Raw genomic sequence first — 16361 nt, forward strand, 5'->3', positions numbered from 1 at the left:
TACCCATAATCAGGAAATAGTCGCAGCTGCGAAAGTGTGGCATTTACGGCGCGGCGGCGCGGCGGCTCAGGCGGCGCCGTCTTCCCAGGCGTGGGCCTGGAACGGCGGGTCGACCGGCGCGCCGGTCAGCCGGTTGGCGTAGGTCGAGATGGTGTAGACGCCGACGCCGAGGACGACCTCCAGGGCGTTGCGCGGGGTGTGGCCGGCGTCGAGGAACGCCCGCGTGTCGTCCTCGGGAACGGCGCCGCGGTGATCCATGACCGCGAGGGTGTAGCGCCGCAGGGCCGAGAGGCGCGGGTCGGGCAGGACCGTCGCCCGCGCGCGCAGGGCCTGGACGAGCTCCGGCGACGCCCCCAGCCGCGTCAGTACGGCGGTGTGCATGGCGACGGTGACGCGGCAGCCGATCCGGGTGGCGATCGTCATGACGACGACCTCACGGTCGAGCGGGGGGAGGGTGGTCCGCTCGAAGACCGTGTTCGCGGTCAGGAAGCCCTGGAGCAGTTCCGGCGAGGCGGCCATGCGCGCGACGGGGGTCGGGACGTGGCCGAACTTGTCGTGCACGCCCTCGATGGTGGCGCGGGCCGCGGATGGCGCGGTCTCAGGGGTGAGGTCGGGGAAGAGCTGGGGAGACAACGGTGGCCTTCTCTCTGCGCGAGCGGCCGAAGGCACGGAGAGTCCGCGCCCGGCGACGCCAAAACGTCAACTCGGTTGTCCAGATAGTAAACCTGGTTAACCGATGACGCAATGGTGAGCGCCGCGCACCGAGATCGGGCGGCTATCCCGCTCGCCCGCCGGTCACTCCCAGCCGATGCGGGACCACAGGGCGGTCATGCCGTCGTCGTGGACGCTGTTGTCGCCCTCGTGGGCGGCCGGCTCGCGCTGTGTCATCGTCGTCACCTTCCTCGCCGGGCGGACCCGGGCATCTCACGCTGACCTGTGCGTGAGGTGCGGTCTTCCCCTCTGTCGGCGTTTAAACGCAAGTCCCGCGTTTCCAGGGGTTCGTCGCGATGGAGCGGATGCGCCGAGGCCGGCGGCCGCCGGGAGGGCGGTCGCCGGCCGGGCCGCGAGGCGGTCAGCGGAGCCGGGGGAGGACCTCCTTGGCGTAGAAGTCGAAGAACGCCTCCTGGTCGTGGCCGATCTGGCTGATGTAGATCTCGTCGAAGCCCGCGTCGACGTACTGCTTGATCGCCTCCACGTGCGCCTCGGGATCGGGGCCGCAAGGGGTCGCGGCGGTCGCGTCCTGCTCGGTCACCATCTCGGCGAGCTGCTCGAAATGGCGGGGCAGCGGCAGGAGCTGGGACGCCTCGCCCTTGATGCCCTGCGTCGGCCACAGGCGATGCACGGTCTTGCGGGCCTGCGCGGCGTCCTCGGCGTAGCAGACCTTCAGGCCGCCCTGGACGGGCTTGCCCTCGCCGCCGGCGGCGTGGAACTTCTGGACGAACTCGGCGTTCGGCCCGGTGCAGATGTAGCCGTCGCCGATGCGCCCGGCCAGCTCGACCGACTTGTCGCCGAATCCGGAGATGTAGACCGGCGGCGGCCGCTCCGGCAGGGTGTACAGACGGGCCGTGTCGACCTTGTAGTGCTTGCCCTGGTGGGTGACCAGCTCGCCGGTCCACAGCTTGCGCATCACCTCGACCGCCTCTTCGAGCATCTCCAGCCGCTCGGCCGCCGGGGGCCAGCGGGTGTCGATGATGTGCTCGTTGAGCGCCTCGCCGGTGCCGACGCCGAGCCGGAACCGCCCCTGGCCGATCACCGCGCTGGTGGCGGCCGCCTGGGCGATGACCGCCGGGTGGATGCGGACGAGCGGGCAGGTCACGGCGGTGGTGACGGGCAGCGAGGTGGCCTGGGCGATGGCACCGATCACCGACCACACGAACGGGCTCTGCCCCTGCTCGTCCAGCCACGGATGGTAGTGGTCGGAGATCCACAGATTCTCGAACCCGGCCCGTTCGGCCAGCTCGGCCTGGCGCACGAGGTCTCTTGGGCCGTGCTCCTCGCTGGACAGGAAGTATCCGAAAGTGGTCATCATCGCCTCCCCGCGTCTTCTCGAAGGTCACATCCAGCCCTACCCGTGGATCGGCGGCCAAACGGGGCACGGCAGGGGCGGTTGCGACGCGAGGTGCGAGCCCGGCTCATATGACAGGAAAAGTCAAGAATATTTCGGGCGCTCGTCGCCATGGCTGGTTATGGCCGCTAATGTGACAAGAGTTGTCCACGAGGTTTCTGTGACTCAGTCAAGGGCAAGCGCGAGGTGTCGGTAGTCGGGGCGGTGGATGGGAGCGTTGATGGGCGAACACGGGCCGTATGACGGCCTGGGGGACGAGCATCTCCCCGGGTCGAGAGGCGAGCACGTTCTGCAGGGCCTGTTCTCCACCCGCCGGCGAGCGCTCCGCTTCTACAACCGGCAGGTGGTCGACCATCTGACCCCTGACATGCGCGAGTTCGTGGCCCGTCAGGAGATGGCCTTCATCGGCACCTCCGACGCGCGAGGCAACTGCGACACCTCCTTCCGCGCCGGGCCGCCCGGGTTCGTCCGCGTGCTCGAGCCGACGCGGCTGATCTACCCGGAGTTCCGCGGCAACGGCGTGCTCGCGAGCATGGGCAACATCATGGAGAACCCCCACATCAGCATGCTCTTCATCGACTTCTTCGAAGACCGGGTGGGGTTGCACGTCAACGGCTCGGCCACCATCACGACGGCCTACGACGCGGCCCGCCGCCACGGGCTGGTCGGCGAAGACCAGACCGCGCCCGGCCGCCGCGCCGACCGATGGGTCGTGGTCGACGTCGAGGAGGCCTACATCCACTGCTCCAAGCACATCCCCCTGCTCGCCCGGCACGACCGCGGGGCGGGCGACGGCGAGTCCCGCAGGCCCGCCGGCGACGACTACTTCGGCGTCGCCCGCATGCGGTCCCTGGGGACGGAGCGAGAAGGAGCAGGCCGGTCGGCTGAGTGACACCATGAGCATCGACATCGGACTGATCCGCAAGAGCTGGGCTCTGGTCGAACCGGTGGCCGACAGGGTCACCGTGCACTTCTACGCCAAGCTGTTCGCCGACCACCCCCACATCCGCGAGATGTTCCCGCCCGCCATGGACGTTCAGCGCGACCGGCTGCTCCAGGCGCTCACCCGCGTCGTGCTGAGCCTGGAGGACGCCGACGGGGTGGTGGACTACCTCGGGCAGCTCGCCCGCGACCACCGCAAGTACGGGGTGCTGCCCGAGCACTACCCGGCCGTCGGCCGCTGCCTGGTCATCGCCATGCGGGCCAACGCGGGCGGCGCCTGGCGGGCTGAGTACGACGCGGCGTGGATCGACGCCTACCAGTTCATCGCGGACGTGATGATCAGGGCCGCCGAGCAGGAGTCCGCCTACGTCCCGCCGCTGTGGAACGGCGTCGTCGTCGGGCACGAGATGCGCACGCGCGAGATCGCCGTGATCACGGTCGAGCCCACGCAGCCGTACGCGTTCAAGGCCGGCCAGTACGCCACCGTGCAGACGTCCCACTGGCCCAAGGTCTGGCGTCCGTACTCCGTCGCCAACGCCCCGCGCAGGGACAACCGGCTGACCTTCCACGTGCGGGTGGTGCCGGGCGGCTGGGTCAGCACCGCGCTCGCCCACCACACCCGCGTCGGCGACACGCTGCTGCTCGGCCCGCCGCGCGGCTCGCTGCTCCTCGAACGGGCCGGCACCCCGCACCTGATCTTCATCGCGGGAGGCACGGGCCTGGCGCCGCTCAAGGCGCTCATCGAGGAGTCGATGTGGCTGCCCGAGCGGCCGAGCATCGACCTGTTCCACGGCGTCCGCCACCACGGCGACGCCTACGACGTGCGAGACCTTCGTGACCTGCGCACCCATCACCGGCGCCTGCGCGTGGTGCAGGCGGTGTCCGACGAGATCGACGGGTGGCGGCGGGAGAACGCCGTGGACGCCCTGCTCAACCACCGCGTCTCGCTGGACGGCGACGTGTTCGTCTGCGGCTCGCCCGACATGGTGCGGGTGACGGCCGCGCGCCTGCTGCACACCGGGGTGCCCGCGCACCACATCCACACCGAGTACACCCCGGGGGCGCCCACCCTGGTGTACTCCTGAGCACGCCGTCCATGGAGTCGCCGGCGGCAGGGCCGTGGTGGCGGTGCCGTGGTGAGCGGGCCGCCGCATCTATTTGAGGTTTCAAGGAAAATAGACTGGCGGCGTGAGCGATACGCGGTGGCTCGACGACGACGAGCAGAAGGCGTGGCGCACCTACATCTGGGCCTCCCGGCTGCTGAACGAGTCGCTCGACCGGCAGTTGCAGCGCGAGGCCGGCATGCCGCACGCCTACTACGTGATCCTCGCCATGCTCTCCGAGGCGCCCGGCCGCTCGCTGACCATGACCGAGCTGGCCCGGCTGGTGCGCTCGTCGGCCAGCCGGCTCTCGCACGCCGTCGCCAAGCTTGAGGCGCAGGGCTGGGTGTTCCGCCGCAAGCGCCCGGGCGACGCGCGCACGACCATCGCCACGCTGACCGACGAGGGGTTCGCCGCCATCGCCGAGGCCGCCCCCGGTCACGTCGAGCAGGTGCGGCGCGTGCTCTTCGACCTGCTCACCCCCGAGCAGACGCGCCAGCTGCACGACATCTTCGGGGCCGTTCTGACCAACCTGAACGCGACCGACGGCATCTGACCTCCGGCCTGCCCCCGTCCCCGTCCCCATCCCCATCCCCGCCCGTCCTGCCCGGGCGACGGAATCCGGCCCGCCGGCGTCGGCTCGTCCTGCCCGGCCCCAGGCGAGGGGCTGCCGGCCGCCCGTTCAGGGGAGCACGCGGCCGACGACGCGGGCGTACATGCGCCCCGGGCTCGGGACCGACGGCGGGGTCAGGAAACCCGGCAGCATGGGAAGGTCCACCGCGAAGGGCTGCAGGCGGTCGTACAGCGCGTTGGCGTCGGCCGGGCGGTCCTCGGGCCGCTTCTCCAGCAGCTCGGCGATCAGCCGGTCCAGTTCGCCCGGCACGCCGGGGACGCCGGGCGGCCGCTCGTTCACCTGCTTCTCGAACACGGCGTACTCGGTCGGGCCGGCGAACAGCTGACGGCCGGTGAGCATCTCGTGCAGGACGCAGCCGAGGGAGTACAGGTCGCTGCGCGGGCTCGCCACCCCGCTCTGGATCTGCTCGGGCGACATGTACGCCGGGGTGCCGAGGAGCTGGCCGATGCGGGTGAACTGCGCGACGTCGGCCTCGCGCAGCATCGCCAGGCCGAAGTCCAGCACCTTCACGCTGCCGTCAGGGCACAGCATCAGGTTGGTCGGCTTGAGATCGCGATGGCAGATGGACAGGGCGTGGGCGGCCGACAGCACGGCGCACGCCTGGGCGGCGATGGCGGCGGCCCAGGGGACCGGCAGCGGCCCGTGCTCGCTCACCAGGTCGGCGACGGTGACGCCGTCGATGAACTGCATGACCTGGAACAGGCGGCGCTCGTAGGCGCCGAAGTCGTACAGGATCGGCGCGCCCGCGTGCTCCAGCCGGGCCAAGATGCGCGCCTCGCGCATGAAGCGCTGCTCCAGCTCTTCGTCGTGCCCGCCGGGGAAGCGCAGGAACTTCACGGCGACCTTGCGGTCGAGGCGCCTGTCGTGGCCGCCGTAGACGGCGCCCATGCCGCCCTGGCCGAGAGGCAGGTCGTCGAGCACGTACCGGTCGCCGATGACCATTCGCCCCTCCTGATGATCTATCGGGGAAAAATACACCTTCAGCGGCCAGGTCGCAGATGACCGCCGATCAGACCGTCAAAGCCTAGCCGGACGAGCCTGTCGCCAAGGGCGGCCGTCGCGCGCAGATGGTCGGAAAGGGCCAGCAGCTCGCGGAACGCCTTGCCGTACTCGCGCTGCTCGGCGAGGGACAGCCGCGGGACGCGCACCCGGCGCGCGTCGACCCGGCTCGCGCCGGAATACGAGCGCGTGGCTCCCGAGGCGCCGGCGTAGCGCAGGTAACCGGCCAGGAAGTCGGGATCGAGCCGCTCGTGGTCGATGCGGTAGAGGTGGAGCTGGGGCCCCAGCACGGCTCCCGGCGCCGTGACCACGCGGGCGGCGCCGTCACCGGTCACGACCGTCGCGACGACATCTCCGGGCTCGAGGGTGACGTGCCCGGCGCCCGCCGGGGTGCGCCCGGTGGGCGGCCCGCCGGCGACCAGGTCGGCGACGGTGAGCACCGGCAGGTCGCCCGCGTCGACCGCCATCTTCGGCGGCCCCTGGTGGATCGTGACGATGCCCGCCCTGACCAGCTCGCCGATCGTCGTCGTCGGCATCTCGCGGGTCTCGGCGAGCGGCGCGACGTCCGGGAGCGTTCCGGCCAGCCCGGCCGCGGCGGCCGTGAGGCGCTCGCGCACCCGGCCGAACTCCGCGGCGGCGTCCTGCTCGCCCGGAAGCGGGCGGTGACGCGCCGGGCTGAGGTCCACCTCGTCGTCCAGCAGGTCGATGATGCGCACGGCGAGGCCGGGGGCGGGCGGCACGCCCTCGGGGTCGGCGGTGAAGGCGCGCCAGGCGTCCTCGGCGCCCGCCAGGCCGTCGGCGGCGTCCAGCATGAGCACCTGCGAAGGAGGCCGCTCGCCGGGCTCGGGGCGGCGCAGCAGCCACAGGTCGGGGCCGCCGGCGGCGAGCGTCAGCACCGCGCGCAGCGCCCCGCCGCGCAGCAGGTTGCCCCGGATGCGCTTGCCGGGACGCCGGCTCGCCGCCGCGGCCGGCATGAGGATGGCGACCAGGCCGCCGTGGCGCACCCGCGCCAGGCAGTGCTGCACCCAGGCCAGCTCGGGCTCGCCGCGCGGCGGCAGGCCGTACTCCCAGCGCGGGTCGCCGGTGAGCTCCTCATAGCCCCACGCGCGCTCGTTGAACGGCGGGTCGCAGACCACGACGTCGGCCCGCAGGCCGGAGAAGCCGTCGTGCCGCAGCGAGTCGCCGGCGACCAGGTGCGCGCGGGCGCCGCGCAGCAGGAGCCGCACGGCCGCGAGCAGCGCCGCGCTCTCGCCGCTCTCTTGGCCGAGCACGCGGGCCCCGCCGAACGGGAGCAGCAGCGCGCCGACGCCGCATGCCGGGTCGAACACGCTCGTGGGAGCGCCGGCGGCCAGGCCCGCGGCCGCCGGCGCGCCGTCATCGCCGGCGGACGCGGCGGCGCCGTCATCGCCGGGGGAGGGGACGGCGAGCCGCGCCATCAGCTCGGCGTAGTCGGCCCGCGTGACGGAAAGGCGGCGGGAGTGGGCCTCGATGTAGCGCTCGCAGAGCAGCTCGAAGGCCTCCGGCGGCCCCTGCTCGTCCGCGAGGTCGGCGAGCAGGCGGTACAGCCGGATGTCGATCAGGCTCCAGTCGACGGGCACGGGCAGGTCGGCCGTCGCCGCGGCGGCGGCCTGATGCAGCCGCTTGGCGGGCTCGTGGCTGCGGGTGACGGTCTTCCAGCTGCCGGGGTCGCGCCGCAGGTACAGCAGGAAGGCGCCCGCGCAGGCCACCAGGTCGCCCAGGCGCAGGTCGTCGCCGGAGGCTCGTAATCCCTGCCAGGCGCGGTCTCCCAGCGACATCTCGTACGATCTGCCGTTACGGCGCAGCCAATCTTCGACTTCGGGAAGGGAGAACAGGGGGCTCGCGGCCGTCCCGCCCACCGGCTGGGGGAAGTCGTCGTAGCGACGCCGCCAGTTGCTCACCGCCGCCCGTCCGACGTCGGCGAGCCGGGCGATGTCGCCCGCGTTCAACGTGGCGTCGTGTTTCATGAGCGTCGCCTCTCCCTGCTCGCCTACCGGTACCTTGGCGGCCCAGGGCCAGATTAGTCCACCGTGCCGCTCCAATCCACAGAATATGTGCTTGTGAAGTGTTTCAACCAATGATTTACTGAGGGCATGTCAAACAACGCGTCGTTCACGTTGCGTTACGCGGCTCGCACCGACGTCGGTCTGCGCCGGCAGCAGAACGAGGACTCGGTGTACGCGGGCCCGCGCCTGCTCGCCGTCGCCGACGGCATGGGTGGGCACAGCCATGGCGAGGTCGCCAGCGCGACCGTCATCGCCGCACTGTCCGTCCTGGACGGCGAGCCGCCGAGCGGCGATCTGCTCGGGGGCATGGAGGCCGCCATCACCGAGGCCGTCCGGCGGCTGAAGGACATGGCCGAGCGCGACCCCAAGCTCACCGGCATGGGAACCACGCTGACCGCCATGCTGTGGGACGGCGGGCGCTTCGCCCTCGCCCACATCGGCGACTCCCGCGCGTACATGCTGCGCGAAGGGTGCCTGTACCAGATCACCCGCGACCACACCCTCGTGCAGTCGCTCGTGGACGACGGCCAGATGACCGCCGAGCAGGCCGCCGCGCATCCGCGCAGGTCGCTGCTCATGCGGGCGCTCGGCGGCAGCGGCTCGGTCGAGCCCGACCTGTCCCTGCGCGAGGCGCGCCCGGGCGACCGCTACCTGATCTGCTCCGACGGGCTCAGCGGCGTCGTGGGCCCGCAGGCGCTGCACGAGACGCTGACCTCGTTCGACGATCTCGGCGAGGCGGCCAACCGGCTGATCGTCCTGGCCAAGGACGGCGGCGGCCCCGACAACATCAGCTGCGTCGTCTGCGAGGTCGGCGCCGGCGCCTGAGCCGGACGCGCATCGATCGGACGGACGCGTCGCGGTGAAGGCCTGAGACGGCGCCGAGGCACTGGGATCGGGCCTGACGCGGCGGGCGACGCCAGGTATCCGTTCAAATCGCCGCGATCGGGGTAGCACGCAGTGCCGTGCCACGAGCTGCAGTGATCATGAATCCACTCCGGGTCGCCGACCCGGACCGCCATCGTGCCGAAGTGACCGCCGAACTGGCGCGGCACGGCTGGGACGAGCCGTTGTGGTACGAGACCACCGCCGAGGACGCGGGCGCCGGCGTGACCGGCAAGGCCCTGGGCGAGGGCGTCGACCTCGTCTTCGCCTCCGGCGGCGACGGAACCGTCCGCGGATGCGCCGAGGGCCTCATGGGCACGGGCGTGCCGCTGGCCGTCCTGCCCGGGGGCACCGGCAACCTCCTGGTCCGCAACCTCGGCCTGCCGGACACGATTCCCGAGGCCGTCGACGTGGGAGTCGGCGGCGACACCCGGGCCATCGACCTCGGCGTCCTCGACGGCCGTCCTTTCGTCGTCATGGCCGGCATCGGCCTGGACGCCACCATGGCAGACAGCACGAGCGAGGTCGCCAAGAACCGCATCGGCTGGCTCGCCTACGTCGGTGGCGCGGTCAAGCACCTCGCCGACCGGCCCTTCCACGTCACGCTCAGCCTCGACGACCGGCCGCCGCTGCGCAGGCGTGCGATCATGGTCCTCGTCGGCAACGTCGGCCGGCTGCAGGGCGGGCTCGAGCTGCTGCCCGGCGCCCGGCCGGACGACGGGCTGCTCGACATCCTCGTCTTAGCTCCGCGCACCCCGATGGACTGGATCCGCGTGGCCTCCCGCGTCCTGACCCGCTCCCGGCGCCGCGACCGGCGCGCCGAGCGGCACACGGCCGCCCGCGCCGTCATCACGGTGGATCCGCCCGTCCTGCACGAATGCGACGGCGATCCTCTCGGCTACGGCACCACCATGTCCATCGAGACCCGCGCCGGAGCACTGCTGCTGCGCACGCCGCACGGAACGGAGGACTGACGATGGGAACGGCGACCGCCGTACCGCAGACCAGGTCCATGAGCGGCGACGAGCTCAGCGCGGACGACGCCTGGGCGACGTTACGCCACTACGGCAGATGGCACCTGGTGCGCGACTCCTTCATCCGTTTCCGATATGGGGACGGCTTCAGCAACTCGCGGGCACTGGCCTTCCAGATCTGCCTGGCGGTGATCCCGGGCGCCATCGCCGTCGTCGGGCTCAGCAGCGTGCTGCACCAGGAGCGGCTCGGGCGGGTCGTGCAGCTCACCATCCACGAGTTCATCCCCGGCTCGGGCGCCGAGGTGGTCAAGGACGCGCTCGCGGTCAGCCGCAAGCACGCCGGCGACGGCGGCGCCATCGCGCTCTGGTTCGGCCTGGTGACGGCGCTGGTCGGCCTGACCACCGCCATGGCGCAGGTCGAGCGGGGCGCCAACCGCATCTACGGCGTCGAGCGCGACAGCCCGTTCCGCCGCAAGTACACCAAAGCGGTGCTGATGGCGGTCACCGCCGGCTCCGCCATGACCCTCGGGTTCGCGACCATGGTGGGCGGCAAGGCCATCGGACGAGCGCTGGCCGAGGTGTACCACTGGAGCGACACGGCCCTCACGGCCTGGACGCTGCTGCGCTGGCCGGTCGGCTTCCTGCTCGCCCTGCTGTCGGCGTCGGTGCTGTTCGAAGCCGCGCCGCGCCGCAAGCAGCCCGGCCACTCGTGGCTCGCCGCCGGAGGCGTCGTCGCGCTGGCCCTGTGGCTGGTGTTCACCTGGGGGCTCACCTTCTACATCGAGAACAACGGCTCGTTCGGCGAGACCTACGGCCCGCTGACCGCCGTGATGGCGCTGCTGTTGTGGTCACTGCTCAGCTCCATCGCGCTGTTCCTCGGGCTGTCCTTCGCGGCCCAGCTCGAAGCGTGCCGCGGAGGGGTCGGCGACCCGGTCGTCCCCGACCCCGGTCCCTCGGGGACGAGACGACGTACGGCAGGTGACCAGGGGGGAGAACCGACCTCATGAGCATCTTCACGAGCGGGCGCGAGACGCGAGCCCGCAGGTGGTTCGCGGGAGGCGGCTCGGCCCGCAGGCGGAGGGAGAGGGACGCGAGACTCGGGCTGCGCCTGACGCTCGCCTCCGGCGCGCTGTTCCTCGTCCTGGTCCCGTTCGCGCTTCTGCTGGTCCTGGTGGAGACCTCCTACGGCCCGCTCCACCGGCTGGACGAGGACACGGCCGCCACGCTGCACTCCTACGCGCTGGAGCATCCCGGCTGGGTGAGCTTCCTGCGGCTGTGGACCGACGTCTTCGGGCCGGGCACCTGGCGCATCGTCGTCGGCGCCGCCGCCGTCTGGCTGGTGTACAAGCGCGCTCCGCGCCTGGCCGCCTGGGCGGTCACCACGATCACGGTCGGCGGGCTGCTCGGGCTGGCGCTCAAAGTGGTCGTCGCCCGCGCCCGGCCGCACCTGCCCAACCCGGTGGACCTGGCCCCCGGCGCCTCGTTCCCCTCCGGTCACACCCTCAACGCGACGCTCGGCGTCGGCATCGTCCTGCTCCTGGTGATGCCGCTCCTCACGCACCGGCAGCGGGTGACGGCCTGGATCGCAGGCGCGGTCATCGTGCTCGGCGTCGCCTGCACGCGAGTCGCCCTCGGCGTCCACTGGGTCAGCGACGTGGCGGCGGGCCTCGTGCTCGGCGTCGCCGTCGTCGCGGCGACCGCCGCCGCGTTCGAGGCCTGGCGCCGGGACATCGGGCGCCGTCCGGCGGTACCCCACCGGGAAGGCGTGGAGCCGGAGGCGATGCAAGACATCTCAACGAAGGGAAGTGCGCATGGTCACCGACACTAGAGTGACGGCGAACCGCGGCACCCGGTGGTCGGAGACCGCCGCGTGGACGCTCCGCCTGCTCCTGGCCCCCATCGCGGCGCTCGTGGCCGTGACCCTCGGCGTCGGATGGCTGATCGTCGGGCCACTGCACAGCCAGGTCGCCGGCGAGGTGGCCGTCAACCAGGGGCTCGCCGCCGACCGCACCCCGCTGTTCAACGAGCTCACGCACTACGGGTCGATGCTGTCGGACACGCCGGTGATCGTGACCCTGACCGCGATCGCCGCCCTGGTCTTCCGGTTCGTCTTCAGCCGCTGGCGCGAGTCGGTCTTCATCATCCTGGCCGTCTGGTCGCAGTCGATCGTCTTCCTGCTGGCCACGGTGTTCGCCCAGCGCCCGAGGCCGGGCGTCCACCACCTGGACCCCGCGCCGCCCACCTCCAGCTTCCCCTCAGGGCACACCAGCGCCGCCGTCGGCTTCTACTGCGGGATGGCCCTGGTGCTCACCCTGCACGCTCACCGCCACACCGTGCTGAAGGTCCTGTTGTGGACGGTCGGCCTGGCGGCCCCGCTGATCGTCGGCATCTCGCGCCTGTACCGCGGCATGCACCACCTGACCGACGTGAGCTGGGGCCTGATCCTCGGCTTCATCTGCCTCGCCATCGTCGCCCACGCCATCCTCGGCACCCCCCTCCTCCCCGGCAGAAAGGCATCCCGCCCCATCCCGGCACCCCACTCCTCCTGAACCCGCCTCTTTCAAGGCCGCCCGGACACCCCGGGCGGCCTTGCCGCATCGTGTCGCCCCCCGGGAAACGGCGCGCCTCCGGCGCCGCCTCTGCGCTACTTCGCGGCCGGCGTCCGAGCCGGGATTCCGGGAGCCGTCGCCGAGTTCAGTCCTCGAGGTAGCGTGGCGGCAGTTCCCGCTCGGCCGCATCGTAGATGCTCTCAATGTCGGCGTCGGTCAGCGAGCGGTCGCACCCAGTGATCCACTTTCGTACGCGGCCGCCGTCCAAGACGTCGACGTCACGAACGTTGAGGACCTCCCGCGGGATCGCCGGGCCGTAGATCGCCAGAGACGGCTTGACCGTGATCTGGCGGCCGAGCCCCTTGCTGATCAGCTCGCCGGCCTGGGCCGCCTTCCAGCGGGCCTTGTCGAGGCGGTGCCTTTGGTTGAGCGGCCCGTGGAACAGTTCGTCGTGCGGCCGATCGCGGACCAGCAACCGTTTGTCCCACTTCTCGGAATCCACGGCGTACACCCCGGTGGGCCCGACGACCAGGTGGTCGATCTGGGCGTCGCTACCGGGGATGGCACGGGCGTGCAGTGTGCGGTAACCGGCCCGTTCCAGCTTCATGAGCCGGCCCTCGGTGCGCCGCTCCACCGCTGAGATTCGCCGCCATGCCGGCACCGTCGACAGCGTCCTGGCCCGGTAGATCGTGTCGGCGATCGCCGAGATGATCGCCGCGATCAGCGCGAGGCGCCAGGACCACAGCAGAATGCCCACCAGCACGCCCACGCCCGCCGCGATGAGGACGCGAAGCCACAGGTGCCGGTACCTCGAGTCGAGGACCCGGCGGGGAAGCGAGGCGCGCTCGACAGGGGCATACTCGGTGTCGGTGTCGGTGTCGGTGTCGGTGTCGGTGTCGGTGTCGGTGTCGGTCGTGGGTTCGGCAGGGGTCGTGGGTTCGGCAGGGGCGGGATGCAGGGCGGCCGCGTTGCGGGTGAAGGCGAGGCTGTGCGCGGTGTCGGTGCCGCGTTGGTTGGGATCTGGCAGCCCGCGGGCGCGCAGGCGGTGGCGCAGTTCCAGATACAAGGTGCCCAGCGTGAGTGGATCGCCTTGACCCGGGATCCCGGTGCGGATCAAGTCGACCAGTTCCCCGGTGAACGACGTGCATGCGACCGCCTGTTCTTCGGGTGGCGGAACATGCGCGGCCAGATCACTAGCGGTCAGGGTGTAGACGCCGCGAATGTCTGTGTGGTCGGCCACCACCGCGGCCTGGTCGGCGAGAGTTTCGATGGCGCGGCCGGAGTAACAGCAATCCACGATGGCGGCTTTGACGCGGGCCGGGCTGTCGCGGAACGCCGACCGGACGCGGGCGTACTCCACTCCGGTCAGATCGGGCGCCTCGGCGTCGGTGTCGGCCAGTGACAGGCACAACTCGCCGCCCGGGGTGAGAGTGCCGTGCCCGACGTAGTACAGCAACAGCACACCGCTGGTCTCCTGGGCCAGCCGCCGGATCCGGGTGGCCACGGCACGGCTGTCGGACGGATCGGTCATCACGGTGACCCGATCGGCAGGCCATCCGCACAGCCGCGGATCGGTCAGCACCGCCCGCAGTTGCTTGACACTGTTGGCCGCGGCCGGGATGTCGGGGAACCGCCGATCTTGGTAGGCGGAGACCCCGATGAGGATCGCCCGGGAATCCCGCCAGTCGGCCGGATCAGGCCTCATCGCCGCTGTCGGCTTCGTGTCGTAGGACCTCCTTCAACAGTGGCAGCGGATCGCTCGCCCGTTTGGCCTCCAGCGTCACGGTGCCGGTCTGGGTGGTGACGGTGAGGATCACATCGGAATGCCGATTGGTCAGCCACGCGGTGAGCGCCCGCGCCAGCACCATCCCCACGGCACCACCCGAGCCCAGCGCGACGGTGATCAGATCGACCGCCCCGCCCAATTCCTCCGACGCGGGCGGCCCTGTCACCGGACGTACCCGGCCCTGCAATTCGCGCTGACTTCGCAGCCACGCGATCAACGCGACCAGTTCACCCACCGCATCGCCGCCGCTGATCCGTAATTCGGCCTGCACACCTATCTCCCCATCGGGCAGGCGCGCCCACCCCGAAGGACGCGAGAAGCGAAGGCCCGAACCCTCAACGGCCCGAGCGAATCATTTCAGGAAACGGCCCTTCCGTGAACCGACTTGGTCGCATGAGCATTACCGGGCCCGCTGACGGCCTCTCTGCCGCGTCACGAAAGCACCGCCCTGAGGTACCGCGCGGAACCCGGCGGTCAGGGGGCCGGGACGAGGAGGTTGTCGCGCTCGACGGCTTCCAGGGAGAGGGTCTTGTAGCCGACCTCCTCGAACAGGACGGTGACGCGGTCGGGCTCGCGGCTCATGACGACGCCCGGGCCCCACTCGCTGTGCCGGACCTTGGCGTGCATGGCGAAGGGCGCCTCGTCGGAGCTCTCAGCGGAAACGCTCTCGGCGGCGGTGCCGGCGCGGCAGGTGTCGCAGTTCCCGCAGGCCCGCTCGTACGGCTCGCCGAAGTACGAAAGCAGCGCCCGACGCCGGCAACCGGTGGTCTCGGCGTAGCCGCGCATCATCTCGATGCGGGACTCGTCCACCCGGCGCCGGGTCTCGTCGAGCTCGGCCGCGCGCGCCGCCGCCCGCTCGGGCGAGGAGCCGCCCGCGATGGCGCGCAGGTCGCCCCGCTCGGTCACCGTGACGACGCCCACCCTCTCCAGCAGGTTCACCACGCCGGTCAGCCGGGAGGAGCCGATGCCGAGCAGGTCCCTCAGCTCCTTCGCCGGCACCACCCCGCCGTGCTCGCCGACCAGCGTCGCCACCCGCAGCAGCAACTCCTCGTCGACGCGGCCGCCGGCGAAGAACCTGCGCAGGCCGAGATCCTCGGGCCGGTAGAACAGGACGGCGCTCGCGGGTTCCTGGTCGCGTCCCGCCCGGCCGATCTCCTGGTAGTAGGAGTCGATCGAGTCGGGCGGGTCGGCGTGCAGGACGTACCTGACGTCCGGCTTGTCGATGCCCATGCCGAAGGCCGAGGTGGCGACCACCACGTCCAGCCCGCCGTCGCGGAACAGCTCGTGGACGCGGTGACGGTCGGACGCCTTCATCCCCGCGTGGTAGGACTCGGCCCGGCGTCCGGCCTCGCGCAGCGCGGTGGCGTACTCCTCGGCGGCGCGCCGGGTGGCTACGTAGATCAGGCCGAGGCCCGGACGGGCCGCGGCGTCCTCGATCAGGGCGCGGCGCTTGTCCTCCTTGCCGACGAACCTGCGCACCTCCAGGTGGATGTTCGGCCGGTCGAAGCCGCGCACGACCAGCTCGGCGTCCGGCAGGCCCAAGGAGGCGAGGATGTCGTCGCGCACGAGCGGAGAGGCGGTGGCGGTCAGCGCGACCACCGGCGGATGGCCGAGCCGCTCGATCGCCCGGCCGAGCCGCAGGTAGTCGGGCCGGAAGTCGTGGCCCCACGCCGACACGCAGTGGGCCTCGTCGATCGCGATGAGGGACGGCCGCGCCTCGCGCAACCGGTCGATCACCTCGGGCTTGGCCAGCTGCTCGGGGGAGAGGAAGACGAACTCGGCGGTGCCCGCGTGCACCTGGTCGAGCGAGGCGTCGCTCGTGCCGCCGGACTGCGCGGAGTTCACCGCGACCGCTCCTCCCGCGTCCGCCTCGGCCAGACCGGCGACCTGGTCGCGCTGCAACGCGATCAGGGGCGAGACCACGATCGTCGGCCCGTCGAGGAGCAGAGCGGGGATCTGGTAGACGGCCGACTTGCCGCTGCCGGTCGGCATGACGACGAGGACGTCGCGACCGGCCAGCAGGTGCTCCATCGCCTCCTTCTGGCCGGGCCGCAGATCGGCCCACCCGAACGCCTCGCGCGCCACCGTCCGGAGGCGCCTGCCGTCCCGCCCGTACGCCTTGCGGATCGCCGCCCGCAGCCGCTCGCCCATGCGCGTCTGCTTCTTGGGCTCCCGCGTGTCGCGCTGCCGCGTCTTGGGCTCAGGGGTCCCGGACTCCTGCGCGCTGCGGGCCGCCGTGCGCGGGCGCTCGGCTTTCCGCCCGGACTCGCCCCCGCCTCGCGGCTGCCTGCTCATGAGGCTCGATCCCCCCTCGTCGCTCGCGGGCCTGCGGCCGCCACCGGTGGTGGCGCGCCTCGGCCGGCCGGCGCGGTGTCATCCGCGACCGCACCTCCAGTGCCCCCGCAG

At 71.7% G+C, this 16361-nt stretch carries 15 protein-coding genes; 8 read left to right on the plus strand and 7 right to left on the minus strand.

Annotation, left to right across the window (positions count from 1 at the left end; all coding sequences use genetic code 11):
* Window positions 1-66 precede the first annotated feature (66 nt).
* Both ACFO60_RS34700 and ACFO60_RS34705 read right to left on the minus strand, forming a co-directional pair.
* Window positions 67-633: a carboxymuconolactone decarboxylase family protein gene (locus ACFO60_RS34700; protein ID WP_380849485.1), complete on the minus strand. Its 567-nt coding sequence runs from the start codon at window positions 631-633 to the stop codon at window positions 67-69.
* 439 nt (window positions 634-1072) lie between these two features.
* Window positions 1073-2026, minus strand: a complete 954-nt coding sequence (locus ACFO60_RS34705) for an LLM class F420-dependent oxidoreductase (protein ID WP_380849488.1) — start codon at window positions 2024-2026, stop codon at window positions 1073-1075.
* A 259-nt stretch (window positions 2027-2285) separates the two neighbouring features.
* Between ACFO60_RS34705 and ACFO60_RS34710 the strand changes: the two genes are divergently transcribed.
* The 3 genes from ACFO60_RS34710 to ACFO60_RS34720 all read left to right on the plus strand — a co-directional run bounded on the left by ACFO60_RS34710 (window position 2286) and on the right by ACFO60_RS34720 (window position 4663).
* A complete protein-coding gene (locus ACFO60_RS34710) occupies window positions 2286-2957 on the plus strand; it encodes a pyridoxamine 5'-phosphate oxidase family protein (protein ID WP_380849490.1) in 672 nt (223 codons plus the stop codon).
* Window positions 2958-2961: 4 nt separating this feature from the next.
* A complete protein-coding gene (locus tag ACFO60_RS34715) occupies window positions 2962-4092 on the plus strand; it encodes a globin domain-containing protein (RefSeq protein ID WP_380849493.1) in 1131 nt (376 codons plus the stop codon).
* Between the two features lie 103 nt (window positions 4093-4195).
* Window positions 4196-4663, plus strand: a complete 468-nt coding sequence (locus tag ACFO60_RS34720) for a MarR family winged helix-turn-helix transcriptional regulator (protein WP_380849496.1) — start codon at window positions 4196-4198, stop codon at window positions 4661-4663.
* A gap of 126 nt (window positions 4664-4789) precedes the next feature.
* On the opposite strand, the gene ACFO60_RS34725 is transcribed toward ACFO60_RS34720, so the two are convergent.
* The gene (locus ACFO60_RS34725) at window positions 4790-5683 is read right to left on the minus strand and encodes a serine/threonine-protein kinase (protein ID WP_380849499.1); all 894 of its coding nucleotides are present in this window, start codon (window positions 5681-5683) and stop codon (window positions 4790-4792) included.
* Window positions 5684-5721: 38 nt separating this feature from the next.
* A complete protein-coding gene (locus tag ACFO60_RS34730) occupies window positions 5722-7725 on the minus strand; it encodes an N-6 DNA methylase (RefSeq protein WP_380849502.1) in 2004 nt (667 codons plus the stop codon).
* Window positions 7726-7851: 126 nt separating this feature from the next.
* On the opposite strand from ACFO60_RS34730, the gene ACFO60_RS34735 reads away from it, so the two are divergent.
* The 5 genes from ACFO60_RS34735 (at window position 7852) to ACFO60_RS34755 (ending at window position 12169) form a co-directional block, all read left to right on the plus strand.
* Window positions 7852-8589 carry a PP2C family protein-serine/threonine phosphatase gene (locus tag ACFO60_RS34735; RefSeq protein WP_380849505.1) on the plus strand — a complete coding sequence of 246 codons (738 nt, stop codon included), beginning with the start codon at window positions 7852-7854 and terminating at the stop codon, window positions 8587-8589.
* A 158-nt stretch (window positions 8590-8747) separates the two neighbouring features.
* On the plus strand, window positions 8748-9620 hold the full coding sequence (locus ACFO60_RS34740) for a diacylglycerol/lipid kinase family protein (protein ID WP_380849508.1): 873 nt from the start codon (window positions 8748-8750) through the stop codon (window positions 9618-9620).
* Window positions 9621-9622: 2 nt separating this feature from the next.
* Window positions 9623-10627, plus strand: a complete 1005-nt coding sequence (locus ACFO60_RS34745; RefSeq protein ID WP_380849510.1) for a YihY/virulence factor BrkB family protein — start codon at window positions 9623-9625, stop codon at window positions 10625-10627.
* Window positions 10624-11448, plus strand: a complete 825-nt coding sequence (locus tag ACFO60_RS34750) for a phosphatase PAP2 family protein (protein WP_380849513.1) — start codon at window positions 10624-10626, stop codon at window positions 11446-11448. The genes ACFO60_RS34745 and ACFO60_RS34750 overlap by 4 nt, the downstream gene beginning before the upstream one ends.
* Window positions 11432-12169 (plus strand): phosphatase PAP2 family protein, encoded by a 738-nt coding sequence (locus ACFO60_RS34755; RefSeq protein ID WP_380849516.1) that lies wholly within the window; start codon window positions 11432-11434, stop codon window positions 12167-12169. The genes ACFO60_RS34750 and ACFO60_RS34755 overlap by 17 nt, the downstream gene beginning before the upstream one ends.
* Window positions 12170-12314: 145 nt before the next feature.
* Here ACFO60_RS34755 and ACFO60_RS34760 read toward each other — a convergent pair whose 3' ends face one another.
* The 3 genes from ACFO60_RS34760 to ACFO60_RS34770 all read right to left on the minus strand — a co-directional run bounded on the left by ACFO60_RS34760 (window position 12315) and on the right by ACFO60_RS34770 (window position 16250).
* Window positions 12315-13874: a caspase, EACC1-associated type gene (locus ACFO60_RS34760; protein ID WP_380849519.1), complete on the minus strand. Its 1560-nt coding sequence runs from the start codon at window positions 13872-13874 to the stop codon at window positions 12315-12317.
* Window positions 13864-14226 carry an effector-associated constant component EACC1 gene (locus tag ACFO60_RS34765; protein WP_380849522.1) on the minus strand — a complete coding sequence of 121 codons (363 nt, stop codon included), beginning with the start codon at window positions 14224-14226 and terminating at the stop codon, window positions 13864-13866. The genes ACFO60_RS34760 and ACFO60_RS34765 overlap by 11 nt, the downstream gene beginning before the upstream one ends.
* 203 nt (window positions 14227-14429) lie before the next feature.
* Window positions 14430-16250: a RecQ family ATP-dependent DNA helicase gene (locus ACFO60_RS34770; RefSeq protein ID WP_380849525.1), complete on the minus strand. Its 1821-nt coding sequence runs from the start codon at window positions 16248-16250 to the stop codon at window positions 14430-14432.
* Window positions 16251-16361: the final 111 nt, after the last annotated feature.

It is taken from the genome of Sphaerisporangium dianthi, from assembly GCF_042654065.1.
Taxonomy (GTDB): domain Bacteria; phylum Actinomycetota; class Actinomycetes; order Streptosporangiales; family Streptosporangiaceae; genus Sphaerisporangium; species Sphaerisporangium dianthi.